General features: G+C 68.2%; 21 protein-coding genes and 1 tRNA gene. 2 read left to right on the top strand and 20 right to left on the bottom strand.

Annotation, left to right across the window (positions count from 1 at the left end):
* From MX659_RS07155 to MX659_RS07230, 16 genes are all read right to left on the bottom strand, one after another.
* Complete coding sequence (locus MX659_RS07155; RefSeq protein WP_267192788.1) at positions 1 to 1512, bottom strand: radical SAM/SPASM domain-containing protein; 1512 nt, start codon at positions 1510 to 1512, stop codon at positions 1 to 3.
* 20 nt (positions 1513 to 1532) lie between these two features.
* Positions 1533 to 2516, bottom strand: a complete 984-nt coding sequence (hemB, locus tag MX659_RS07160; protein ID WP_267192789.1) for a porphobilinogen synthase — start codon at positions 2514 to 2516, stop codon at positions 1533 to 1535.
* Between the two features lie 36 nt (positions 2517 to 2552).
* Positions 2553 to 2771, bottom strand: a complete 219-nt coding sequence (locus MX659_RS07165; protein WP_267192790.1) for a hypothetical protein — start codon at positions 2769 to 2771, stop codon at positions 2553 to 2555.
* A gap of 83 nt (positions 2772 to 2854) precedes the next feature.
* Positions 2855 to 2930 (bottom strand) — tRNA-Ala (locus MX659_RS07170).
* A 59-nt stretch (positions 2931 to 2989) separates the two neighbouring features.
* Complete coding sequence (locus tag MX659_RS07175) at positions 2990 to 3802, bottom strand: uroporphyrinogen-III synthase (protein WP_267192791.1); 813 nt, start codon at positions 3800 to 3802, stop codon at positions 2990 to 2992.
* 3 nt (positions 3803 to 3805) lie between these two features.
* A complete protein-coding gene (gene hemC / locus MX659_RS07180; protein WP_267192792.1) occupies positions 3806 to 4765 on the bottom strand; it encodes a hydroxymethylbilane synthase in 960 nt (319 codons plus the stop codon).
* Entirely contained in the window at positions 4755 to 6128 is a 1374-nt protein-coding gene (gene hemA / locus MX659_RS07185; RefSeq protein ID WP_267192793.1) for a glutamyl-tRNA reductase, read from the bottom strand. The genes hemC and hemA overlap by 11 nt, the downstream gene beginning before the upstream one ends.
* A 356-nt stretch (positions 6129 to 6484) precedes the next feature.
* Positions 6485 to 7318, bottom strand: a complete 834-nt coding sequence (locus tag MX659_RS07190; protein ID WP_267192794.1) for an SDR family oxidoreductase — start codon at positions 7316 to 7318, stop codon at positions 6485 to 6487.
* A gap of 1 nt (position 7319) precedes the next feature.
* On the bottom strand, positions 7320 to 8147 hold the full coding sequence (locus MX659_RS07195) for a cytochrome C assembly family protein (protein WP_267192795.1): 828 nt from the start codon (positions 8145 to 8147) through the stop codon (positions 7320 to 7322).
* A gap of 9 nt (positions 8148 to 8156) precedes the next feature.
* Positions 8157 to 8333, bottom strand: coding sequence for a hypothetical protein (locus tag MX659_RS07200; protein WP_267192796.1), 177 nt, complete (start codon positions 8331 to 8333; stop codon positions 8157 to 8159).
* A gap of 4 nt (positions 8334 to 8337) precedes the next feature.
* A complete protein-coding gene (gene ccsA, locus MX659_RS07205) occupies positions 8338 to 9021 on the bottom strand; it encodes a cytochrome c biogenesis protein (protein ID WP_267192797.1) in 684 nt (227 codons plus the stop codon).
* Between the two features lie 19 nt (positions 9022 to 9040).
* The gene (locus MX659_RS07210) at positions 9041 to 9745 is read right to left on the bottom strand and encodes a heme exporter protein CcmB (RefSeq protein WP_267192798.1); all 705 of its coding nucleotides are present in this window, start codon (positions 9743 to 9745) and stop codon (positions 9041 to 9043) included.
* Complete coding sequence (locus MX659_RS07215) at positions 9745 to 10473, bottom strand: ABC transporter ATP-binding protein (protein WP_267192799.1); 729 nt, start codon at positions 10471 to 10473, stop codon at positions 9745 to 9747. The genes MX659_RS07210 and MX659_RS07215 overlap by 1 nt, the downstream gene beginning before the upstream one ends.
* A 7-nt stretch (positions 10474 to 10480) precedes the next feature.
* Positions 10481 to 12532: a heme lyase CcmF/NrfE family subunit gene (locus tag MX659_RS07220; protein ID WP_267192800.1), complete on the bottom strand. Its 2052-nt coding sequence runs from the start codon at positions 12530 to 12532 to the stop codon at positions 10481 to 10483.
* 51 nt (positions 12533 to 12583) lie between these two features.
* Positions 12584 to 13255 carry a cytochrome c maturation protein CcmE domain-containing protein gene (locus MX659_RS07225; protein WP_267192801.1) on the bottom strand — a complete coding sequence of 224 codons (672 nt, stop codon included), beginning with the start codon at positions 13253 to 13255 and terminating at the stop codon, positions 12584 to 12586.
* Between the two features lie 181 nt (positions 13256 to 13436).
* Entirely contained in the window at positions 13437 to 14201 is a 765-nt protein-coding gene (locus MX659_RS07230; protein WP_267192802.1) for a type III pantothenate kinase, read from the bottom strand.
* A gap of 169 nt (positions 14202 to 14370) precedes the next feature.
* On the opposite strand from MX659_RS07230, the gene MX659_RS07235 reads away from it, so the two are divergent.
* Positions 14371 to 15072, top strand: a complete 702-nt coding sequence (locus MX659_RS07235) for a response regulator transcription factor (RefSeq protein WP_267192803.1) — start codon at positions 14371 to 14373, stop codon at positions 15070 to 15072.
* Positions 15073 to 15078: 6 nt separating this feature from the next.
* Positions 15079 to 16530 carry a sensor histidine kinase gene (locus MX659_RS07240; protein ID WP_267192804.1) on the top strand — a complete coding sequence of 484 codons (1452 nt, stop codon included), beginning with the start codon at positions 15079 to 15081 and terminating at the stop codon, positions 16528 to 16530.
* Here the strand turns inward: MX659_RS07240 and MX659_RS07245 are convergent.
* The 4 genes from MX659_RS07245 to MX659_RS07260 all read right to left on the bottom strand — a co-directional run bounded on the left by MX659_RS07245 (position 16527) and on the right by MX659_RS07260 (position 24068).
* On the bottom strand, positions 16527 to 19175 hold the full coding sequence (locus MX659_RS07245) for an ATP-binding protein (protein WP_267192805.1): 2649 nt from the start codon (positions 19173 to 19175) through the stop codon (positions 16527 to 16529). The genes MX659_RS07240 and MX659_RS07245 overlap by 4 nt on opposite strands.
* The gene (locus tag MX659_RS07250) at positions 19172 to 20434 is read right to left on the bottom strand and encodes a metallophosphoesterase family protein (RefSeq protein WP_267192806.1); all 1263 of its coding nucleotides are present in this window, start codon (positions 20432 to 20434) and stop codon (positions 19172 to 19174) included. The genes MX659_RS07245 and MX659_RS07250 overlap by 4 nt, the downstream gene beginning before the upstream one ends.
* A gap of 69 nt (positions 20435 to 20503) precedes the next feature.
* On the bottom strand, positions 20504 to 21043 hold the full coding sequence (locus tag MX659_RS07255; protein ID WP_267192807.1) for a biotin transporter BioY: 540 nt from the start codon (positions 21041 to 21043) through the stop codon (positions 20504 to 20506).
* A 91-nt stretch (positions 21044 to 21134) separates the two neighbouring features.
* A complete protein-coding gene (locus MX659_RS07260; protein ID WP_267192808.1) occupies positions 21135 to 24068 on the bottom strand; it encodes a cytochrome c3 family protein in 2934 nt (977 codons plus the stop codon).
* Between the last annotated feature and the right edge of the window lie 43 nt (positions 24069 to 24111).

A 24111-nucleotide genomic window follows, 5' to 3' on the forward strand; every position in this document is an offset into this window, starting at 1 on the left:
TCAGCAGCTCCCTTCCGGGGTCTTCGGCTCGTAGATGCAGTAGGGTTCGGCCTCCAGGTAGTCGCCGGTGATCTCGAGCGCACGGGCACGGCACCCGCCGCAGACCGCCTTGTACTCGCACCGGCCGCACTTGCCCTTGAGCTTGCTGTAGTCGCGCAGGTCGTTGAAGACCGGCGAGTTCGTCCAGATGTCGGAGAACCGCTGCTCTTTGACGTTGCCGAGCTGCATGTCGAAGTAGCCGCACGGCTGGATGTCGCCGGTGTGGCTGATGAAGCAGAAGGTGATGCCGCCCAGGCAGCCGCGCGTCATGGCGTCGAGGCCGTACTCCTCGCGCGTGACCTTGCGGCCCTCGGCCTTCGCCAGCTGCCGGATGATGCGGTAGTAGTGCGGCGAGTCCGTGGGCTTGAAGTGCAGCGGGCTCGTCTTCTGGCGGTGGTACGCCCAGGTGAGCACGCGCTCGTACTCCTCGGGCGGGAGCTCCTTGTCCAGAAGGTCGGCGCCGCGGCCGGTCGGCACGAGCATGAAGATGTGGAACGCGTCCACGCCGAGCGACTCCGCCAGGTCGTGCACCTCGGCGACCTTGGTGTGGTTGAGCGTCGTGACGGTCATGTTGATCTGCACGCCGATGCCGTGGCGTTTGGCGATCTTGATGCCTTCGATGCTCGCATCGAAGCACCCCGGCTGGCCGCGGAACGCGTCGTGCTCCTCGGCGGTCGGAAAGTCGATCGAGACGCTGATGCGCGGGATCCTGTGCTCCGCCATCTTGGCGGCGATCTCCTCGGTGATGAGCGTTGCGTTGGTGCCGATGACCGGCATGCAGCCCTTCTCGTGCGCGTAGTCGATGATGTCCCAGATGTCCGGCCGCATCAGCGGCTCGCCGCCGGTGAGGATGATGATGGGATTGCTGATGGTGGCGATATCGTCGATGACGGCCTTGATCTCGTCGAGAGACAGCTCGCCCGGATAGTAGCCGAACTCAGCAGCCGCACGGCAGTGCGCGCAGCTCAAGTTGCACGAGCGCGTGATCTCCCACGCGATGATGCGTGGCGCCTTGATGCCCGTGCGCTCCTCGTATGCGAGGGCGGCAGGCCCGCCGCCGGGTCGGAAGCCCACCGAGCGCGCCCCGCCGTGACGCTGGCGCGGCACGCCCGCAGGGTGACCACCGGGGCCGCCCGGCACGCCCGCCGGATGCCCGCCGGCGGCGGGCGCGTGCGGCGAGGGGGAGGCGCTCGACGAAGCCTCTGCAGCCGCCGGAGGCGGAGGGCCTGCGAGGGCATGCGCGTGCGGCGAGGGGGAGGCGCTCGACGAAGCCTCTGCAGCCGCCGGAGGCGGCGAAGCCAGCGAGGAGAGCGCCTCCCCCTCGCCGCTCCCCATCACGATCGCGACGCCGGTCCCACACCCGGCCTCGGCGGCCGCAAGCTCGCTCTCATCGAGCACGGGCCGGTCGTCGCCGAGGTCCTGCTCGAGATCAAGGTCGGGTCGCGCGTCTGCGTTTCCCACGTTCTCAGCCATCGAGTCCCTCTCCGTTCGCGTCACGCGTCGGCCAGCCAGCGCGCGACGTCTTTGGCGTGGTAGGTCAAGATGAGGTCGGCGCCTGCGCGCTTCATGCTCGTGAGCGTCTCGAGCACCACACGGCGCTCGTCGATCCAGCCGCGGGCAGCAGCCGCCTTCACCATCGCGTACTCGCCGCTCACGTTGTAGGCGGCAGTGGGGTAACCGAACTCGTCTTTCACGCGGCGGACGATGTCGAGGTACGCGAGCGCAGGCTTCACCATGACGATGTCCGCGCCCTCCTCGATGTCGAGCAGCACCTCGCGCAGCGCCTCCTCGCCGTTCGCCGGATCCATCTGGTACGCCCGGCGGTCGCCGAACGCGGGAGCGCTGTCCGCAGCGTCACGGAATGGGCCGTAGTACGCGCTCGCGTACTTCGCCGAGTACGCCATGATCGGGACATCGGTGAAGCCCTCGGCGTCCAGCGCGGACCGGATCGCGCCCACGCGCCCATCCATCATGTCGGACGGAGCGACCATGTCGGCCCCCGCCTCGGCGTGGCTCACGGCGGTCTGGGCGAGCATTTCGAGCGTGACGTCGTTCATCACACAGCCGCCCTCGTCGAGGATGCCGCAGTGGCCGTGCGAGGTGTACTCGCACATGCATACGTCGGTGATGACGAAGAAGTCCGGGTCGTGCGCCTTGATGGTACGGATTGCCTGCTGCACGATCCCGTCTTCCGCGTACGCGCCGCTTCCGGCCTCGTCTTTCGAGGCAGGGATGCCGAACAGGATGACCGCGGGGATGCCGAGCGCTTTGAGCTCGTCGATCTCGGCAGGGAGCTGGTCGAGCGACATGTTGTAGACGCCGGGCATGGACGGGACCTCGCGCTTCACGCCCTCGCCGAACTCGACGAACAGCGGGTAGATGAGGTCGCGCACGTCAAGCGACGTCTCTCGCACCATCGCACGCAGCGTCTCGCTCCGGCGCAAGCGCCGCGGACGGTACACCGGGAACTCAGGCATCGTGCCTCGCCTCGCTTTCGTTGCTCGGACCGGACGTCACTCGACGAACGGCTCGATGTCGACTGTCGGCTCGTCTGCCTCGGCACCATCGCCAGAGGCGCTCGCATCGCGCGTCGCGTGGTCGACCCAGCGCTTGAGCAGCAGCACTGCCGAGACTGCAGCCACGGCCATGACGATCCAGTACAGCATCTGGATGATCGGCCCTGCGTAGTACACGAACTGCTCGAACCCGTTCGCGGCACCACTCGTGACCACGACGCACCTCCTCGCTTCTCGCACCTGTCACAGAAACAGTCGAGGCGCCCTGCGTTCACAGGCCGCCTCGACATCGTATACGTTGGTGGAGATGAGCGGACTCGAACCGCCGGCCTCTACCGTGCGAAGGTAGCGCTCTCCCAGCTGAGCTACATCCCCGTCGTCCGACCCGGCCCTGCCGGGGCAGATGTATACAATGCCGACCTCGGCGCGCTTTGTCAATCCGTCCCGACCTCGAACGTGCGCCTCCGGGCGTGCCGCTCGATGGCTTCGACCAACGCGGGTGCCGTGTACTCCACCGGCTCGATCACCGTCGCAAAACCCGCCTCCCTGGCGACCTTCGCGGTGATCGGCCCGATGCAGGCAGCGATGAGCCGCTCGCGATCCGCATCGGGAGCGAGCTCGACGAAGTTGCGCACCGTCGAACCCGAGGTGAAGGTCACGTAGTCAACCTCGCCCGCCTCGAGGGCCGCGAGCGTCGCCGGATCGCCAGGACCAAGAACCGTGCGGTACGCCACCACCACGTCTACCAGGGCTCCGGCCTGCCGGAGCGCGTCCGGCAGCACCTCGCGCGCCTCCTCGGCGCGCGGCAGGAGCACCCGCGATCCCTCGCGCACGCCGCGCGCGAGCAGCCCTTCAGCGAGCGCTTCACCGATGTGCTTCTCGGCCACGTAGTCCGCTCGGATGCCGTTGCGTTCGCACGCGGCGGCCGTCGCCGGCCCCACGCACGCGACGCGCAGCCCCGCGACGTGGCGCGCGTCCCGCCCGCTCGCGTACAGGCGCGCGAAGAACCGATCGACCGCGTTCGCCGAGGTGAACACCACCCACGAGTACACCCCCAGGTGGCGGATGGCCTCGTCGAGCGGACCGGCGTCTTCGGGATCCGCAATCTGAATCGTCGGGAACGGCAAGACCTCGGCGCCGCGCTCGAGAAGCATCGTCACGAGCTGCTCGGACTGCTCAGGAGCGCGCGTCACGGCGACGGTGACGCCTGTAAGCGGACCTTCGATGGTGCCGGGAAGCGCGCTCATCGCTCAGGTCCCCAGGAGCTCGTCGGCGCTCTCTGCGCCGCGGATGGCCTCGAGTATCGCGCCCGCGCCGCCCTCGAGGAGCTCGCGCACCATGCGCTCGCCCAGACCGATGGGGTCTTCGGCAGGGCCTTCGACGCGCCGACGGACGATGGTCGAGCCATCGAGCGATCCGACCATGGCGTCCATGACTATCCTCGCGCCCTCGATGCGCGCGTATGCGCCGATGGGCACCTGGCATCCGCCCTCGAGGCGCCGCATCACGACCCGCTCGGCGGTGACGCACTCCATCGTCTCCGGATGGCCGATATGCTCCATCACGTGGCGCATCTTCTCGTCGTCTTCGCGGATCTCCACACCGATCGCGCCTTGGCCGACCGCGCTGATCATCTGGCCGGGCTCGATGTAGTGCGTGATGCGGTCCGCCCAGCCCATGCGCGTGATGCCGGCCGCCGCGAGGATGACAGCGTCGACTTGCCCTTCTTCCGCCTTGCGCATGCGCGTGTCGAGGTTGCCCCGGACGTCCACGATCTCCACGTCCGGCCGCAGGTGACGGACCTGGGCCACGCGGCGCAGACTCGACGTGCCGACGCGCCCGCCTTCAGGAAGCGAGTCGAGCGTGTAGCCCTTGCCGCTCACGATGACGTCGCGCGGATCCACCCGCTCGGGCATCGCAGCGATGTACAGCCCTTCGGGGAGCTCGGTCGGGACATCTTTCATCGAGTGGACGCACATGTCCACCTCGCCGGCCATAAGCGCAACCTCGAGCTCCTTGGTGAACAGCCCCTTGCCGCCCACCTTCGCGAGCGGGACGTCGAGGATCTTGTCGCCGGTGGTCTTGATGACCTTCAGCCGCACCGGTAGCCCGGTGATCTCCTCCACCATGCCTTTGATGTGCTCGGCCTGCCAGAGGGCGAGCTTGCTGCCCCTCGTGCCGATCACGAGCTCCGTGCGCTCAGCAGCCAAGTCCGTCTCCCGTTTCGTTCGCAGCGTGCGTGTCGTGCATCTCGCGGGCCTTCCGGTTCAGAAGCGTCCGCAGAAGCCCCGGGCCGCGGCCGCCTTCGGCCTCGTCCAGCCCGTAGAGCTCCCGCGCCGCCTCGACCACGAGGTAGCCGTCGGCCTCCTCGGCGGCGGCCTTCAGACGCGCCGTCGGGCCGTGCAGCATCTTGTTGACAATCGCGCAGGTGAGCGCGTCGATCGTGGCGAGCTCCTTCTCCGAGAGGCCGCCTAAGCGCTTGAGGGCGCGCTCGAGCTCCGCCTGACGTATCGCTTCGGCCTTCGCACGGATGGCAGCGACCGTCGGGACCACCTCGAGCGACTCCTGCCACCGCAGGAACTCCGAGATCTCCTCCTCGATGATCGCCTCGGCGCGCTCGGCCTCCCGCATCCGCTCTTCGAGGTTCGACTCGACGACGCCGTTCAGGTCGTCGATGTCGTAGACGTACACGTCCGAGAGGTCGTTCACCGCCGGGTCGATGTCGCGAGGCACCGCGATGTCGATGAAGAACAGCGGCCTGCCGCGGCGCCCCTTCATGACCTCGGCGACATCGGGTTTCCTCACCACGAAGTCCTGCGCTGCCGTGGATGAGATCACGATGTCCGCGTCGTGCATCCGCTCGAAAAGCGAGCCGTACTCGATCGCGCGCCCGGAGAACCGTTCGGCAAGCTCGACCGCGCGCTCGTAGGTGCGGTTCGCGACGAGCACGTCCACCGCGCCGTTGCACACCAGGTGCTTGGCCGTGAGCTCGCTCATCTTGCCAGCGCCGATGATGAGCACCGTGCGGCCTTCAAGCGAGTCGAAGACCTTCTTGGCGAGCTCCACCGCGGCGTAGCTGATGGACACGGCGTTCTCGCCGATGGCCGTCTCGGTGCGTACACGCTTACCGACCTCGAACGACTGCCGGAACAAGCGGTTGAACGCGCGACCGGTCGCGCCGTTCTCGAACGCGTGCTCGTACGCCTCTTTGACCTGCCCGAGGATCTGCGCCTCGCCGATGACCATCGAGTCGAGCGATGAGACGACTCGGAACAGGTGCCGCACGACCGCCTCGCCCTTGACGATGTAGAGGTAGCGGACAAGGTCGTGACGGTCGAGGTCGTGGTAGTCGGCAAGGAAGCCCAGGACGGCGTCCACGCCGCGGTCGACGTCGGACGAAAGCGCGTAGACCTCCGTTCGATTGCACGTGGAGAGGATGACCGCCTCGGCGATGGCTGCATCGCCAGTGAGGAGGGAGAGGGCCTCCGCCTGCCGAGCAGCAGGGAAGGTCAGCTTCTCCCTCATCTCTATGGGCGCGGTCTTGTGGCTCAGACCGACGAGGACCAGGTGCATGTCGCCCGCTTCGTCACGTCTCTGCCTGCATCACAAAAAGGGTCGCCCCCGCCGGTGCGGTGCGTTGTTGTTCAGGCAAGCAGGCCCGGCGGGGGCGGTATACGCCTCGCATCTGCGCACACGCTACGCTTGCCTGAACACGCACATGCTACCACCCGTGCTAGCCCTCGCACAATGCAAGCGCCGTGCCAGGCACCGGTCCGCTCGTCAGCTGAGCCACCGCTCGACCGGCTGGCGCAAGAAGTCGTCACGCGGTATCGGAGGAGTGTCGAATCGTATGCTCAGCCCACTGAGTAATTTTGCTCAGCCCACTGAGTGGATCAACCGCACCGTTGCTGGCCTCGCCCTTTGCCGCCTCAGCCGCGCTTGGTCGAGCGGACCTCAGCGATCTGGCGGTCGAAGACGAAGAAGAAGAGCTCAGGCCAGACGCCCTTCAAGCGGTACAGCAGCGCGTTGCTCGCACCAGGTATCCATAGGTGCTTCTTGCTGCGCGCAGCCTTGAGGATCACGCGGGCGATGTCATCTGCCGAGACGGTCTTGGCGCTCCCAGCGATCTTCGCGGTCTCGGGTGGACGGATGGCTCGCTCGGCAGCGAAACCGGGCGTGTCGACGTCCGGCGGGCACACCACGCTCACCCGCACGCCGTGCGGCGCAAGCTCGCTGCGCAGTACTTCCGAGAACCCCATCACGCCGTACTTCGCAGCGCTGTACGCGGAGTACCCGTACACCCCGACGAAGCCCGCCATCGACGAGACGTTGACGATCGCGCCGCTGCCACGCTCCACCATGCCCGGCGCGACGGCCCGCGTCACGTGCGCGACGCCCATCAAGTCCACCTCGATGTGCGCGCGGAACAGCTCCGGCGGCATCTCGAGGAACGCCTGCGGCACGTAGATGCCCGCGCAGTTCACGAGCACGTCGATGCGCTCAAGATCCGCACGCGTCTGCGCTACGGCATCCCGCACCGCCTGCTCGTCAGCGACGTCCGCCGGGAATGCCAGCACCCGCTGGCTGCTCGCGAGCGCCGCGGCGCGCACTGCCGACGCGGCCTGCTCGAGACGCTCGGGGTTCCGCGCGATGAGCGCCACGTGCGCTCCTTGCGCCGCGAACGCGCGCGCTGTCGCAAGCCCGATCCCGCTCGACGCGCCGGTGATGAGGACGACAGAGCCCTCGAACTGAGCGGCCGCCACGCTACACCCCGAAGACGTGGAAGCCTGCAGGCACCGTGCGGGCGACGATCGCGAGCACGACCACCAGCGCGGCGCCGAGAAGCGCAAGCCGCGCCGTCGTCCGCGCCGTGGCGCGCTCGGAGTAGTGGAGGCCGAGGTATGCGCCGAAGACGGCCCACACCAGTCCGGCGAGCATGACGCGCGGGTCGGCCCACCAGCCGGCCTGATCGGTCTCATACGCCCGCACGATCCCGAGCATGAGGCCGGCCGTGTACGCCGGGAACGCGAACGCGATGGCGCGGCGCGCGAGCAGGTCGATGCTCGCGAGCGGCGGGAGGCGCTTGAACAGCATGCTCGTCTTGCGGCGCTTCAGCTGGCGCTCCTGGAGCAGGTACGCGAGCGAAGCGACGGCGCCGACGATGAATCCGGCGTTCGCGAACACGATCATCGCCACGTGGATGCCGATCTTCCAGTTCTCCACGAGCGGCGAGACCGGAGCGGCCCCCTTGCGCGCGAAGAACTGCGAGACAACCATGAGCAGCGTGCCGCCGGGCACCAAGAGCACTCCGTAGACCTTGATCTTCACGAGATGCTCGATCACGAAGTAGACAAGGATAAGAGCCCACGCTAGCAAGATGAGCTGGTTCTGCCCGTCCAGGCGCGTCCCGTCCTCGGCGATTGAGCGCATACCGACGGACGCCGTGTGGCACAGGAAGCCCGCGCCCGTGAAGAAGGTCGCATACCAAGAGTACGCCGGCCGCTTGCTCAAGAAGTGGTAGGCGTACAGGACCGTCGCGGCACCGTACAGCAGCGTCGCGAACCAGAACGCTATGACGGCCGCAGTGGCCACCTGTGCTCCTTAGCTCTGCTGCTCGCGGCGCCTGACGGCCTCCTCGAGCACCTGCATCTGCTTGTCGAGTCGGCGCAAGCGTGCGAACACCATGCCGACGAACCCCAGCAGCGACACCCAGATGAGCGCGTACGCCCAGATCACGTACGGCGCCTGAGGGAGCACCTGCGAGTAGATGTCCTGCATCGCGTCAGCCTCCTAGCCCGATCTTGAGCGCTTCGAGACGCTCCTTGAGTTCTTCTTCTTTCAGACGGAGCTGGTAGAACGCGTACCCCAGCATGAGCATGCCGATCTGGCCCACGATGAACGTTGCCAGCATCGGCGGCTCGAGCCCCCCGCTCTTGAACACCACGGGATGCGTGCTCTGCACGACGCGCGTGATGAAGAACGAGATCGGCGCGTCGATGAACGCGAGGATCCCGAACGCCGCCGCATAGGTCGCACGCCGCTCCTCGTCATCGACGGAGTTCCGGAGCACGAAGTACCCGATGACGAGCAGCGTCATGATGAAGTACGTGGTGAGACGCGGCTCCCACTGCCACCACACGTTCCACTCGACGCGCGTCCACAGGATGCCCGTCGCCATCGTCAGAAGCACGAAGAAGAGCGTCACCTCCGTGGCGATGCGCGCCTTGACGTCGTACTCCTTGCGCTTCGTCATCAAGAACCGCACGCCGTAGTACGCGGTGAAGAAGAACACGAGGAACGACGCCTCGGCGACCGGCACGTGGAAGTAGAAGATCTTCTGTGCGAAGTCCACGCGACCGTCGGGATACACGCTCGGCGGCGCCCAGAAGAAGGTCAAGAGGAACGTCGCGGTGGTGATGACCGCCCCGAGCGCCAGCATGACCTCCGCGAGGTAGCCACGCTTCATGCGAGACTCCTTCCTGCGCTCACGCTTCGATGACGAACTCGTACAGCCCGAAGGCCGCAAGCACCATTATGATATCGAATCCGCCGATCCAGCCCATCCAGGTCCAGAATGAGGCCATCGCATCAGGGCCGCCGATGACTGCCGCAAACGTCGCGCCGACCGCCGCGCGGAGCAGCGGGTACTGCAGCGGAACGAACAGCACGGCGAGCATGATGTCCTTGCCGGTGGTGTTCACCGAGATGGTCGCAAGCAGCGTGCCGATACCGGAGATGCCGATCGATGCGCCCACCAAGACGAGCGCGAGCATCCACAACGGCCCGCCGAACCCGGCCCGACCTTGCAAGAAGAGGAACGCGAACACCGGCAAGGTGAGCACCTCGACGACGAGCAAGAACAGCAGGTTGCCGGTGAACTTCGAGAGGAAGATCACCGGCCGGTCGATCGGAGAAAGCAGAAGCGCCTCTAAGCACCCCTGGTCTTTCTCGTGCACGAACGAGCGGTTCAGGCCGAGCATCGACATGAAGATGAACGCCACCCACACGAGCCCTGGCATGACCAGGCGCACGTCGAGCCCCTCGCCTGCTTCGACGAGCGCGATCTGGTAGACGACCATCGTGAGGATCGCGTACAGGCCCATCGAGGTGAGCATCTCGCGCGTGCGGAGCTCCATCACGATGTCCTTGCGCAGGATCGCCGTGAACTGACGCCACGAGAGCGAGCCCATCACGACACCCCCATGCCGACGACCGACCGGTAGGTGGCACGGAACTCGCGCTCGTCTATGTCCTCGCGTCGCTCGAAGAGCACCACCCGGCCCTGCGCGAGGATCAGCGCGTGCGTGCACAGCTCGAGGCCTTTGTCGAGATCGTGGCTCACCATCACGAACGTGTGGTGCTGCCTGATGCTCGTCAGAAGCGAGTCAAGGATGTCCATCGCGTGCGGATCGAGGCCGGAGTACGGCTCGTCCAGGAAGAGCACGTCAGGCCGGTGGAGCAGCGCACGGGCGATCGACAAGCGCTGCAGCATGCCGCGCGAGAAAGTGCGGGCCGCGTCAAGGCGGCGGTGATCGAGCTCGACCGCCTCGAGGAGCTCGCGCGCGCGCTCCTGCGGCCGCTCGACGCCGTACATCTCCGCGAAGAAGAGCAGGTTCTCTTCGGCAGTGAGATCGGGGTATAGGAGTGGGTTGTGGCTGATGAGGCCGATGCGCGAACGCAGCTCGACTGCACCTTCGACGACGTCCAAGCCGCAGACGCGAGCGCTCCCACTCGACGGCGCAACGAGCGTCGTCAGCACCTTGAGCAGCGTGGTCTTGCCCGCTCCATTCGGGCCGAACACGGACAGGAAGGCGCCGTCCGGGATCGAGAAGCTCACTCCGTCGAGCGCCTTGCGAACGCCGAACGCCCGCGTGAGATCGCGGGCTTCGACGACGGGCTGGTCGACGGCCTCAGGCATCGGGTCCTCACGCCGCCTGGAGCTGTCGCTTCGGCCACGACGCAAGCGCGGTGCCGATGATCGTCACGATGAAGCCGGTCCACACCCACCACTGCATCGGGAAGAACTTCACCGTCACGGACGCCGCGTCGTTGTCATCGACGCCGTGGAACGACACGAATACGTCCTTGAGCGGCTCCTGGATGAGCGCCACTTTCTGCGTGCTCTGATTCTTGCTCTGCAGCTGGATCGGGAAGACGATCTTCGGCTTGAGCACGCCTATCTCGCGAGAACCTCGCTTGGCGTCGAGCTCGAACGTGTAGACCACGTCCCCGTTCGGTTCGGTGGCCTCATTGAGCCCGCGCACCGTGAAGGTGTAGCCGTGCGCTTCGGTGCTCGAGCCGGGCTTCGTCGCAACAGTGAGCTCGTGCGTCTCCACGAACATCGTCGAGCCGACGAGGCCGACGAGAATGATGCCCATGCCGAGGTGCGTAAGGTACCCGCCCGACTGCGTGCGCGCCTTCGTGATGATGCGGCCAAGCGCGGCGAAGAAGCTCTCACCGCGTGCGGCCGCACGCTTACGCGCCCCGTCGTAGAAGAGGAACAGCGGGAGCGCGATCGCCAGCGCGGCGGTGAGCAGTCCCGCGACTGCGATGAGGTGATGCCAGAATGCCATCTCACCAGCAGGCTGGTAGTACGGCAGCATCGCGCGGAAGAAGATGGCCATCAGCCCCGCGAACAGCACGAGGCCGCCCACCAGCGGCCCTTTCGCGCGCTTCCAGAACTCGGCCCATCCCTGACCGCCCCACGAGAGAATGGGACACACGGTCATCACCAGGATGTAGAAGATGCCGAGCGGACGCGCCAGCAGATTGTAGTCGTCGATACCGTACGTCTTGCCGCCGCCGAGCCACACAGGCAGCGACTGCGCAAGCGTCATGTACGCGACGAGGAGCGTCGCCAACAGCATGATCAAGTTGTTGAAGTAGTACGAGCCCTCTTTCGACAGCACGCGCTCGAAGGAGTCGTCGCCGCGCAGCATGTCGCGCCGCCACCAGATCGCGCCGACCATCACGACGAGCGACCCCACCATCATCGACAAGAAGAGCCAGAACGACAGCGGGTCCTGCTCGAAGGCGTGCACCGACTGCACGATGCCGGAGCGCGTGATGAACGTGCCGAGCAACACGACGACGAAGGTGACGGCGGACATGAACATCGTCCAGCCCTTGAAGCCCTCGCGACGACGATACACGGTCATCGAGTGGATGAGCGCGACGCCCGTGAGCCACGGCAGGAGCGAAGCGTTCTCGACCGGGTCCCACGCCCAGTAGCCGCCGAACGCAAGCTCGATGTACGCCCAGATAGCACCGAGCCCGATTCCGACGCCGAGCATGAGCCACGAGAACACGGTGATCCGGTCGGACATCTGCACCCAGCGCTTGGAGGCGTCGCCCAAGAAGAGCGCGGCCAGAGCGAAGGCGAATGGTACCGCCAGGCCGGCATAGCCGACGAACAGGGTCGGCGGGTGCGCGATCATCGCCCAGGTCTGCAGCAGCGGGTTCATACCGGCCTCGATGAGCAGCCGGCCGGTCTGCGGATCCAGGTACTCGGGCGGAAGGAGCTTGAAGGGGTTGTTGAGCGGGATGAACAGCGCCGCCAGGAAGAACAGCTGGATGAAGTTCAGCACGCCGGTGGCGGCGAACCCAAGGCCGTCATCGTGCTTGAGCGCCTTGTGGCCGACGTAGGCCGCATACACCGCCACCAGCCACTCCCACAGGAGCAGTGACCCTTCCCGGCCTGCCCACAACCCGGAGATGCGGAACAGCCACGCCCAGGGCCCGACGATCGTCGGGTGGTTGTAGGCGACGTACTCGAGCGTGAAGTTCTCGCCGAGGAACGCCGAGACGACGAGCACGACCGCGAGCGTCGTGAAGGCGAGGGTCCCGTAGGTGAGGTACGTCGCGAGCGGCCGCGCTCCCTTTCCTGACGTGCTCGCCATGGCCGCGGCCACGATCGAGCCGAGCGCACAGATGCTCGCGAATGCGAGAAGCAGGTTGCCGAGGGTGTCGAGCCCCATCAACTCTCCTATCGTCGAAGCAGCACGGGCATGCGGGGCGGCACGCAGCCGCTACTTCTCGTTCTCGTCGACCGCCACGTCGGTGGCCACGAACACGCCGTTCATGAGCTCGCCGGAGATGACCATCTTGGCGCCCGAGGTCGCGCCCTGGGGCATCGCACCAGCCCAGGAGACCTCGATCGTCTCGCCGCCCTTGGATGTCGTGCCGAGTGTGAACCGCGGCTCGGCGCCCGAGGGCTTGACGCTGCCCTCGACCACGTAGCCCGTGATCTTGACAGGCTTGCCTTCAAGTTCGCTGCTCAGCAGCTTGTCGACGGTGAGCGCGTCTTTCGCCGACGCATACTTGCTGGGGCACTGTGTGATGAGCTGCTTGGCCTCGATGGTCGAATCCTCACCGACGATGCCAGTCACGATCGCAACGGTGCCATCGCCGAAGGCGCTCGGGACGGGACCTCCCCACACGACCTTCAGGGTGGGACCGTTCGGATCGTCCATCTGGCGGATGGAGAAGGTGAGCGGCTTGGCGTTAGGGGTCCACGACCCGGCCACGACCGGCCCTTGCACCTGGACCTGCTTGCCGACGAGGGACGGATCCGACACGACGTCGGCCACGGATTTCTTGTACGCACCGCCCTGCGTCATGACGAGGAGCACGAGAGCTCCCACGACGATGAGGATGAGCACCGTCACGCCGACGAGGCGCTGCTTGGCTCGCTTGTTCAACGGGCCTCACTCCATTCGTATGCCTGACACCGAACAGGGCGACGGAAGCTTCCGATGCGATCGCATCTGCACGAAGCACCGCTCGTCGCCTGCTTGCCTGAACACCCGGATACTACCACCTGACGCCGATTGCGCCAATGCAGGCGCCCAGCTCGCCATCTGAAGCAAGCAAGCGCCGTGCCTACGCGTTTCGACGATACAGCACGAGCAGACCTCGCAAGGTCAGGTCCGGGTCGACTGCGTCGATCGTCTCGCACAACGGCGCCATGCGTGCCGCGAGGCCTCCTGTGGCGACGACGCGGCACGGCGCTTCGAGCTCTTGTTGGATGCGCCTCACAAGCCCGTCGACCATCGCGGCCTCCCCGAGCAGAAGCCCCGCCTGGACAGACTCCGTGGTGTTGCGCCCGATGGCGCGCGACGGCGGCTCGAGGTCGACTTTCGCGAGCCTGGCCGCGCGCGCGAACAGCGCCTCGGCGCTCGTCTCGACGCCAGGCGCGATGGCGCCGCCGATGTACGCGCCGGACGGGTCGACGACGTCGAAGGTGGTGGCCGTCCCGAAGTCCACGACGATCACGGGCGCCCCGTACGCCTCGATCGCCGCGACCGCGTTCACGATGCGGTCGGCGCCGACCTCGCGGGGGTCGTCGTACCGTATGGGGATGCCCGTCTTGATGCCCGGCCCGACGACCATCGGCGGCTTCCCGGTGGCACGGCTCGCCATGACCTCGTACTGGTCGGTGAGCGCAGGCACCACCGATGAGAGCACCACGCGCTCGACGTCAGCGAACGCGACGCCTTCCAGCTCGAGCAGCCCCGCCACCTTCACGCGAAGCTCGTCGGCAGTCATCGAAGCGTCCGTCGCGATGCGCCAGTGCCCGTCGAGCTCGTCGCCGCTGAACAGCCCGAGCACGGTCTGGGTGTTGCCCACGTCGATACCGAGGATCATCGCGCCTCCCTCGTACGTCGTCCGCGCGTACCATACCACCCGACGACCGTGCCGAGCGACTGGAGCAGCTCTCCGGCCGCACGCAACGGGCCGGCAACGCCGCAGGTGGAAGCGTGCGCCGGGTGCTATCATCGAAGCGTCCGGGACCGTTCGAACCGGGAGGGATCCGATGACGCTTCCGCAGGCCCGCATACTCGTGGTGGACGACGAAGACTCCATCTTGCAGTTCGTGTCGTACAACCTGAAGAAAGAAGGGTACGCAGTCGAGTGCGCGCACGACGGCGACGAGGCGCTCGCGCTGTTCGACGCCGCGCCGTTCGACCTCGTCATCCTCGACATCATGCTCCCTGGGACTGACGGCTACGAGGCGTGCCGCCGCCTGCGCGAACGAAGCGCGGTGCCGGTGCTGTTCTTGTCCGCACGCGACACCGAGCTCGACAAGGTGGTCGGCCTCGAGCTGGGGGCAGACGACTACCTCGCCAAGCCCTTCGGGATCCGCGAGCTGCAAGCGCGCGTGAAGGCGCTGCTGCGCCGCGCGACGGCACACGAGTCGCGCCCTTCTGGCGGGCACGATGTCCTGCAGGCAGCAGGCATCACGCTCGATGAAGACGCGCACGAGGCCCGCTACGGCGAGACCCTGATCGACCTCACGCCGCGGGAGTTCGAGCTGCTGGCGTGCCTGATGCGGCACGCGGGCAAGGTGCTCTCCCGGGAGCACCTGCTTCGCGAGGCATGGGGCTGGCAGTACCTGGTGGAGACGAAGACCGTCGACACGCACGTGAAGCGACTGCGCGACAAGCTGTCGCAGGCCGGCGTCGACCCGGGCGTCGTCGAGACCGTGCGCGGGTACGGGTACCGCATCTCCGCGTAGCGCGTGATGCCAAAGACCTCCATACGCACCCGCCTGCTCGTCGCGCTGCTCGCGACCGCGCTCGTCTCGGCGGTGGGGCTGTCCGCCTACTTCCTGCACGAGCTGGAATCGTTCGCGCTGAGGAAGCTCGAGGAGCGGCTGCACACCCAGGCGCGGCTGACTGCCGCCCTGGTGGCCGAGACTGCGCTCGCCGATTCGAGCCGCTTCGACACTTCGGACGCTGCCGCGATCCAGCGCGCGTTCGAGCAGGCGGCTCCCTACGCCGCGTCTCGCATGCGCGTGCTCGACGCTGACGGCGTGGTCGTCGCGGACTCCGGCGGCAAGCCAGGCGTCTCCTACGCGAGCAGGCCCGAAGTGAAGCAAGCGCTTTCGGGCGAGTACGGCGCGACGACGCGCATCACCGAGACCGGGCGCGTGGCGCTGTACGTCGCGGTCCCGATCATGGCAGGCGACGAGATCGCAGGGGTCTCGTACGCGTCCTCGACGACCTTCTCCATCATGAGCCTGCTCTCTGACTACCGGATGCGCCTCGCGCTCGTCATCGCGGCGTTCGCTGCGCTGACGTTCTTGCTCGCCGAAGTGCTGTCGCGCTGGCTTTCGAGACCGTTGACCGAGCTTGCCGCGGTCGCCTCTCGGTTCGCCGGCGGCGATCACTCTGCCCGCGCCGTCCCAGCGGGATCGGTCGAGACGCGCGCGCTCGGTCAGGCGTTCAACGCCATGGCCGACGAGGTCGAGCGGGCGATCGTCGAGCTGAAGGAGGAGGAGCGGCGCAAGAGCCGGTTCGTCTCGGACGTGAGCCACGAGCTCCGGACCCCGCTCACCGCGATCCGCGGCGCGGCAGAGACGCTGCTCGACGGAGACGTGCCCGAAGACGACCAACGGCAGTTCCTCGCGTCCATCGTGCGGGAAGCCGAGAGGCTGACGCGGCTGGCGAACGACCTGCTCACGCTGCAGCGCATCGAGGGAGCCACCGGCGAGCTGCCGCTCGGACGGGTGATGCTGAAGGAGGTGGCCGAGCGCGCCGCCGAAGCGCTCCAGCCGCTCACCGAGTCGCGCGGCGTGCGCGTGACCGTGACAGGCGATGCGCCCGTCGTGCTCGGCGACGCCGACCGCCTCCAGCAGGTGGTCGCGAACCTGCTCGACAACGCGACGCGCGTCACGCCTGCGGGCGGCACGGTCGAGGTGCGGATCTCCGCTTCTCCGAACGACGTCGCACTCGAGGTGCTGGACGAAGGACCAGGCATCCCGCCCGAGGCGCTGCCGCACATCTTCGAGCGCTTCTATCGGGCGCAAATCAGCCGCGACCGCTCCACCGGCGGTGCGGGTCTCGGGCTCGCCATCGTCGCCGCGATCGTCAGGGCGCACGCCGGCACGATCGAGGCCGCGAACCGGCCCGAGGGCGGCAGCGTGTTCACGGTGCGGCTCCCCGCGATCGACCTCGACCGCCAAAAGCGCTAGATGCGCGCCGAAAGATCGATGCGCACGGCGTCCGTGCCGCCGGCTTCGAGGAGCATCTCGGCGATGCGTTCGTGGCAGGTGAAGAACACGACCTGGCGCGTGCGCGAAAGGTCTGCGATCGCCTGGACCGCGCCGTCGAGCCGCTCGGGATCGAAGTTCGCGAGCACGTCGTCGATGAGCATCGGCAGCCCCGGCCCCACGCCGTCCAGCCGCCCGACGAGCCCCAGCCGCAAAGCGAGGTACAGCGCCTCCGCCGTGCCCTTGGAGAGCTTGCCGCTGTCTTTCGCTGCAGCCCGGTCGTCGTAGACCTCGATGCGCCCCGTCCGGATCGGGACGATGACCTGGGCGTAACGGCCCCCGGTGATGCCCCGGAAGATGCGCTCGGCGTCCTTGATGACGTCCGGTTGCCGCTCGCGCTCGTAGAGGTCCTGCGCCTGCGCCAGAAGCCGTGCGCCGAGAGCCGCAACGAGGTACTCCTCTGCGGCCTGCTCGATGCGCTGCGTGAGCGCGGCCTCGTCGAGCCGCGCCTGCGCGGCCTGGTCGTCGTCGCTCAAGGCGCGCAACCGCTCTTCCAGGCGCGAGCGCTCGGACGCGACCTCCTCCCGGCGGGACGCGATCTCGGCCTCGTTCCGCTGCGCTTCTTCGAGCATCGCGCGCAGCCCTTCGAGCGACGCGTACGCTTGCTCGTAGCGTTCGAGCACGGCACGAGCTTCTGACTCGGCCTCGGTCTGCTGACGCGCGATCTCCGAGAGCTGCGCCTCGATCTGTGCGACCTGCGCCTGGATGGCGCGGACGCGCTCCTCGCCGTTCCGCGCTTGCTTCAAGCGCTCGGCGAGCACCGAAAGCACGCTCGTCGCGTCCTCGAACGTCGCGACCAGCCGCGCATAGCCGACCCCCTCCGCCACTGAACCGACTTCATGCACGAAGCGGTCAACGCTCTCCTGCAGCCGCTCGGCCTCCGCCTTGGCGGTGCACGCCTCGGCGTCGTGGCGCTGCGCTTCACGGACGGCCTCGAGGAGCGCGGCAGCCGCCCGCGCTTCGAGGTCCCTCGGAAGCCCGTGCTTCGCAAGCTCCTGAGCGAGGATCTCCTTGCGGGCCGCAAGCGTATCTTCCGCGAGCTTTGCGTCGATTCTCGCGCGCTCGGCTTCCGCGCGCGCTGACTCGTACCGCTGGACCGCGACGCGAGCGACGTCGAGCAGCCGACGACGCCTCGCGGCCTCAGGCCCGCTCGCACGCGCGGCACCGGTGCGGAGCTCTTTGATCAGCGCCAGGATCCCAAGCACGGTGAACACCGGGCCGGCGACGAGCGACACCTTCTCTTTCAGCCACACGCCGCCGACAACGAAGATGAACAGGCCGAGCAACGCGACGACGGCAGCGAGCGTGATGTTCCGGCGACCACCGTGCGCCGTCGGCTCCTCAGCGGGCTCTATCTCTGCGAGCGCACGGTCGATGTCCTCCTGCGTGGCGTTTCCGTCAAGCCCCGCCTGCTCGAGAGCACGGGCCGCCGCCTGACGCTCTCGCTCGGCGCTCGCCTCAGCGTTCTCGTGTTCGCGGCGACGTGCAGCGACTTCGGCCTCCAGCCCTGCGATGTCATCGCGAGCGCCGCTCACCGCGGAGGCGAGCGGCCCGGAGGCCGGGATGGCCCGTACCGTCTCCGGCGACAGACCAGCTGCGGCGCACGCGCGCTCGAATGAGTCGGCCTCTCGGCGGGCCTGCTCGCGACGGCGCTCCGCCTCCTGGACGGTCTGCTGCGTCGGCGCCTGTCGGTGCACGAGCGCCTCGATGTCGTCGGCGGCGCTCAAGACCTGCTCGTCGACCTCGATCGAAGCGGCGTCCGCACGAAGAGCTGCGAGCGTCTCACCCACGCGCTGCCGCTCCGCCGCCAGCTTCTCGGCGCGCTCAAGAGCGCCTTTCACTCGCTCATGATCGGCCGAGATACGGCGAGTGACGCCTTGCGCCTCCTCGGCCCGGAGCTTCAGCTCCTCGAGTTCCCGCTCCAGGTCCTCGAGCCTTGCGCGGTCCTCGGCGTAACGCTGGCCGGCCTCCCGCGCTTCTTTGATGCGCGTGCGCGCTTCGGCCAGACTACGCAACAGCTTGCTTATCTCGCGTTCTCCCCGCGGCAGGAACAGCGCGTCCCGCTCCGACTCGAGCTCCTTGCGCACCTCGTCCGGGTTCACGGAAAGCCCGGCGCTCGCCGCGTACAGCGCGCCAGCGATGCTTTCGTTGTTGCCCCGCGCTTCCTCGATCTTCGCCATCTCGTCGAGCCCGAAGCCGAAGACCACCCGGTATGCGTTCTCGTCGACGCCGCGCGTGATCTCCGCGAGGAGGTCCGGGCGGTCGGGACCCCTGAGCGTGCGCACGACGACAGGACCGCCCTTCGGGCCGTCACGGCGCTCGATCGCCCACTGGCCGTTCTCGTCCTCCACGATGAGCCGACCCGCTCGCTCGCCTCCAAGCGGCAGATAGGCGTCGGGCCTGCTTTTCGTCGGGAAGCCGTACAGCACGCTTCGCACGAACGCGATGAGCGTGGACTTGCCGGCCTCGTTCGGCCCGTGCACGACGGTAAGCCCGTCCGACAGGTCGCCGACGGTGCGATCCTCCAGGGCGCCGAACCGGACGACCTCGATGCGCCGCAGTCTCACTGCCCCTCCTTCTCCAGCACGAGGTCGAGCACCCGGTCCCGCGCACGCTCGACGAGAGCCGCCGCGGCCTGCGTCGGGCCCATCTCGATCCCGGCGTGCCCAAGCTTCGACGTGAGCGGCCCGAAGACCGCCTCGATCTCGCGCGCCGCGGCTTCGGGGCTCGCCAGCATCCGATCCGCGATCCGCACGATGTCGGCAGCGAGGTCCGACCCTTCTCTGAGCGCGTCCAGGTCGATCGCCGGAGCCGTCTTGTCGGTAAGGAGGTCGACCCACACCCACGGGTCGAGCTCTTTCGCCCTCGCGCGCACCCGCGCACGGATCTCGGCACGCGCACCGGGAGCGTTCAGCGCAGCGTGCGCCTCGCCCCGGCCCGTGAGCGTGAGCCGCACGACCGTCGGACGACCCCGCGACGCCGAGATGTCTGCGCATGCCTCTGCCACGCGATCCTCGATCGCATCGAGCGTGCTGATATCGCTCACGTCGAGCGAGCGGGCCTCCCACAGAACGCTCGCCAGCGGCACGAACTCGGCCTCCACGTGCCCCGGCTCGGCGCTCACGAGATAGCAGCCGCGCTCGCCTACCTGCGTCGGATCCACCCCCTGCGGCGCCCCGGCGTACACGGCGAGCGGAGAAGCGCTCACGACCCCAGGCTCGTGGATGTGGCCGAGCGCCCAGTAGTCCATGCCGACAGCAGCAAGGTCGCCGACAGAGCACGGCGCGTAATCGTCGTATCCGGCCCTCCCGCCGACATTCGCGTGGACGACGGCGACGGCGAGCGCGTCTGCCTGCTCGCGCCGGAACCCGGCCACGAGGTTCTCAGTGACCTGGCGCGTGCCGAAGCTCCGCCCGTAGACAGCGCACACCGCCTCTCCCTCGCGCTCGAGAACGACGCGCTCGACGCGGTCGTGCGCGAAGACGTGCACGTTCGCCGGCAGCCCGACGAGCGCACGGGCGTCGTTCGCCGGGTCGTGGTTGCCGTGGACGACGAAGACCCGTATCTCTGCGCTCTCAAGCCGCTTGAAGGCGTCAGCGAGCGCGAGCTGCGGTCGCACCGGACGCTCTGCGCTGTTGTAGAGGTCGCCCGCGATCACCAGGAAGTCGACCTGCTCGCTCAGGCAGAGGTCGACGATGGCGTCCAGCGCACGGTACGGCGCCTCCACGAGCGCGCGCCGCACGCCTTCGTCCTCCGCGGCGACGCCCTTGAACGGAGCCCCCAGGTGAAGGTCGGCCGCGTGCACGAATCTGACCCTGCCGCTCATGCGCCCTCCATCGATAGCCGCCATGCGCTCGCGACTATCCTACGCGGAGGGTCTGACAGAAAGAAGACGCTAGCGCGAAACGATCCCCGCGGCGCGCAGGACCCGTGCCACGGCGATAGCGCCGGCCGCCTTCGCCGCGTCGAGGGCCACGAACGGAAGCACGCCCGCTGCGAACGCCGCAACGGGTCCAGCGGCCACCACGAAGGCGATGTGCGCCCACCCGACCAGATACACAGCGGCGATCACCGCGACGGACGCGACGACGTCGGCCGCCACCTCGCTCGCACGGCCGCGGAGCGCCTGGCGCAGCCACGCTCCTGCGACGGCGCCGAGCAGGAAGCCGACGAGGTACCCGCCGCTCGGCCCCGCGAAGACCTGCAGCCCCGCTCGGCCGCCCGAGAACACCGGCGCGCCCACCGCCCCCGCGAGCAGGTAGACGGCGACCGCCATGCCGGCCTCGTACGGCGGGAGCACGAGTGCGACCAGCACCACGACGAGCACCTGCAAGGTGAACGGCACCTGCCCGATCGGCAGCGAGATCCACGCGCCCGCAGCGATGAGAGCAGCGAGAAGCGCGATGCGGGCGAGCGAGCGGACGCGAGAGGCCATGCGGACGCCTTTCCGTAAACCTGTACCGAGTAGTGGTTTACTTTATCCGCACGCGACGTCGGCGTCAACAGAGCGGCTCTGCGACACGCTCCTACGGACGGGTGTACGACGCGCCGGGCGCCGGATGGCAGGCGTTCGTGCACGCCCCGCCGGTGGCCTCGAGCGAGAACCCGACGTCCGCTCGCGCGAGGCGCGCCTCTGTCGGTGAGCCGTGGCTGACGTGGCACGCGCCGCACGAGATCCCCGCACCGTCCGTGTGCGCCGCGTGAAGCGCGCCCGCCGTGGCATCGTAGAACAGGCTCGCCGTGCCGGTGTCGTCCACGCCCGTGAAGTACACCGACCGCTTGTGGCATGCGTAGCACAGCATCCCTGCATCGCCGGTGTCCACACCAGCGTACGGCCGCGCGAGCAGCGGCGATGCGCTCGATGCGTGCACGCCGGCAGGCGCGCCCGCGTCTGCGGTGCCGTGGCAGTCGATGCAGTACAGCACCGAGTCCGCGGCCCACCCGCTCTCGAAGGTCGAAGCGGGAGCGCTCGTGAGATGCGACTCCTCGATCGAGTGCACCGAAGCGTTGCGCGTGTTCACTTCGCTCGCGATGTCGCGGACGCCGCTGAACCCGGCGTACGCGGAGTGGCACTTGAAGCAGACCTGGTACTCGTACGCCACCGGCTGTGCGTCCGAGTACGTCGAGGTGCCTGGCCCGGTGTTCGTCACGGCCGCACCGAAGACCCCCTTGAGCTGCCCGTAGACCGCGGGCGCCGCCGCCGCGGTGCTCGTCGCCTCGTGCGGGTCGTGGCAGTCCGCGCACTCCACGTGCTGCGCGAACGGTGGGGTCTCGGTGGAGTTGTGCGCTCCTGCGACCGCTCCCACGGGGTGCCGCGAGATGCCGACGGCCCCCAGGTCGCCGACGGCGAGCGGCACCGTCCCGGCGCGCTCCGTGCCGCCGAGCGGCAGGTGCTGCGCGAGCGAGAGCACGCCGTCGAAGACCTCCACGCTCGGCCCGACGCCTGAGGCCCACCAGCCGCCGTTGCCGACGACGAGCTCCGGCGAACCATCGCCGTCCACGTCGCCTGACGCGAGCGTCGAGGTGGCCTTCGCCGTTCCCGTGTCGACGCGCACCGGTGTCGCGTCGAGCCCCCCGCCGCTCTGGCGGAAGACGTTCACCGAGCTCGTGCCTTCGAAGCCGTTCACCGCTACGGCGAGCTCCGTGCCCGCGGATCCGCTGTCGAGCTCGACTGCGTGCGTGTCCCACGCGCGAGCACCTGCAGCGCCGTCTATGGCACGCACGCCAAGCAGAGCGCCGCTGCCGTCGTACACCGCGACCGTGTCGCTCGTCTCTCCCGCGTTCGCGACGACGATCTCCGGACCGGCCGACGCGCCCCAGACGTCGCCGACGCTCGGGCCGCGCGGGCCAGCGAACGAGCTCGCGACCGTCGTCGTCACCTGGAGCTGGTCGACGCCGGTCTCGGTGATGATGCGGATCTCGTCGGCTCCGTCGTCGGTGACGACCACATCATCGGACAGGCCGCCCGTCACGTCTCCGAACGCCATGCCGCTCGACGACAGGCCGAGCGGGCCGACCGAGGTCACGGACGCGAGCGTGCTGCCGTTCCAGCGGTAGACGTAGAGCGTCCGACCGTCGCGGTCGAGCGCGAGGACCTCCGGCAGGTCGTCCACGTCGCCCAAGACGTCGGCCACGCCCACGAACTCCATCCCTGCCGGCACCGCGATGTCCGTCCGCGCGAGCCCGGAGATGGAATCGGCGCGCAGTATGCTGATCGTCGCCGTGTCCGAATAGCCGACGATCGCTTCTGCAGCGCCGTCGCCGTCGATGTCGCCGATCGCGACGTCTGAGACGACGCCGGCCGGCGCGAACTCCTGCGGCCTGGAGAACGCCCACGGCGCCGCCATCGCCTCGCTTGCAGCAAGCGCAAGCGTGCTGTACGCGGTCCCCGTCGTCTCGGGCGATACGCCCGCCAGCAGCTCCAGGTGCGTCGAAGCAGCGGCAGGATAGGCGGTCGAGGAGATGTCGGTGCTCGCTGGGCCGTCCGCGTCATGGCAGCGGTCGCACAGCGCGCGCCCGGCCACTTCGAGCAGCTTCGGCACCGCGGTGCCCGACCCGTCGTCCGACCCCATCGGCGCGTGGCAGTTCTGACACTCGCCCACAAGTCGCGACGAGCCCGGCGCGGGCCACTCGCCAGCAATCGCCACCGTCGCGACGGAGCTCCCGTGAGCCGAAGCGGGATACGTCGCCTCGCCCGGATACGTACCGTACGCAGCCGGATGGCATGCGAAACACAGTGTGCGATCGTTCGCGGCGACCGTCACCGTGGCGGGGACCGCTGGCGAGGCGATCTGGCTCGCGATCAGCGGCGCGACGGCCGAACCGTGCGCCACGTGGCAGTTCGAGCAGCGGATCTTCGTGCCGTTCGCCGGCTCGGGAAGCACGGTGAAGTGCGCCGTCTGCGTGAAGATCGCAAGCCCGTCCCAGACGTCGTCCGGCCGGTTCGCGAAGTGGCAGGTCGCGCAATACTCCTCGCCCGCGAAGACGGCGGCTCCTGTCGAGGTGCGCGCACGGAGCAGGTATGGGTACGGCACGCCAGTGGCCGTCTTGTCCGCGCCGTGGGAATCGTGGCAGCTGCTGCACTGGATGACGCTCGGCCCGTACGGAGCAGAGGCCGGTGCAAGATCGTGGGCGGACGTCGCGAGGAACGACGACTGCACGTCCGTTCCCGACCCGAGCGCGTCGACGCCATGGCATGCGTAGCACAGCAGCGTATCGCCTGCGGTCCCGGTCGCGTCGACCGTCGCGAGGACGAGCGCGTTGCCGGTCGGCTCCCAGCTATCGGTTGCCGAGCGCCCGAACGGCGCTGTCGCGGTGTGCGCGCGGTGGCACATCGAGCACGTGTCAGGCGCGGCCTCAGCGGCCACGTGGGGCGCAGTCTCGGCGAGCGCTGGAGCCGCAAGCAGGCACTGAAGCGTCGTCAGCGCCACCAAGATTGCCCAGGATCGCCGGAGTCCCATACCCGCCCCTTGGAATTCGTCCACTTCCTGCACCAGTATACTT

The sequence above is a fragment of the Parvivirga hydrogeniphila genome (assembly GCF_023371205.1).
GTDB lineage: Bacteria > Actinomycetota > Coriobacteriia > Anaerosomatales > Anaerosomataceae > Parvivirga > Parvivirga hydrogeniphila.

Bases quoted from the DNA above. Each gene is read 5' to 3' on its own strand.
- MX659_RS07155 (WP_267192788.1), bottom strand. From the start codon at position 1,512: ATGGCTGAGAACGTGGGAAACGCAGACGCGCGACCCGACCTTGATCTC.
- MX659_RS07175 (WP_267192791.1), bottom strand. From the start codon at position 3,802: ATGAGCGCGCTTCCCGGCACCATCGAAGGTCCGCTTACAGGCGTCACC.
- MX659_RS07200 (WP_267192796.1), bottom strand. From the start codon at position 8,333: ATGCAGGACATCTACTCGCAGGTGCTCCCTCAGGCGCCGTACGTGATC.
- MX659_RS07260 (WP_267192808.1), bottom strand. From the start codon at position 24,068: ATGGGACTCCGGCGATCCTGGGCAATCTTGGTGGCGCTGACGACGCTT.
- MX659_RS07255 (WP_267192807.1), bottom strand. From the start codon at position 21,043: ATGGCCTCTCGCGTCCGCTCGCTCGCCCGCATCGCGCTTCTCGCTGCT.
- MX659_RS07235 (WP_267192803.1), top strand. From the start codon at position 14,371: ATGACGCTTCCGCAGGCCCGCATACTCGTGGTGGACGACGAAGACTCC.
- ccsA (WP_267192797.1), bottom strand. From the start codon at position 9,021: ATGAAGCGTGGCTACCTCGCGGAGGTCATGCTGGCGCTCGGGGCGGTC.
- MX659_RS07210 (WP_267192798.1), bottom strand. From the start codon at position 9,745: ATGGGCTCGCTCTCGTGGCGTCAGTTCACGGCGATCCTGCGCAAGGAC.
- MX659_RS07215 (WP_267192799.1), bottom strand. From the start codon at position 10,473: ATGCCTGAGGCCGTCGACCAGCCCGTCGTCGAAGCCCGCGATCTCACG.
- hemA (WP_267192793.1), bottom strand. From the start codon at position 6,128: ATGCACCTGGTCCTCGTCGGTCTGAGCCACAAGACCGCGCCCATAGAG.
- MX659_RS07230 (WP_267192802.1), bottom strand. From the start codon at position 14,201: ATGATCCTCGGTATCGACGTGGGCAACACCCAGACCGTGCTCGGGCTG.
- MX659_RS07220 (WP_267192800.1), bottom strand. From the start codon at position 12,532: ATGGGGCTCGACACCCTCGGCAACCTGCTTCTCGCATTCGCGAGCATC.
- MX659_RS07250 (WP_267192806.1), bottom strand. From the start codon at position 20,434: ATGAGCGGCAGGGTCAGATTCGTGCACGCGGCCGACCTTCACCTGGGG.
- MX659_RS07240 (WP_267192804.1), top strand. From the start codon at position 15,079: ATGCCAAAGACCTCCATACGCACCCGCCTGCTCGTCGCGCTGCTCGCG.
- hemB (WP_267192789.1), bottom strand. From the start codon at position 2,516: ATGCCTGAGTTCCCGGTGTACCGTCCGCGGCGCTTGCGCCGGAGCGAG.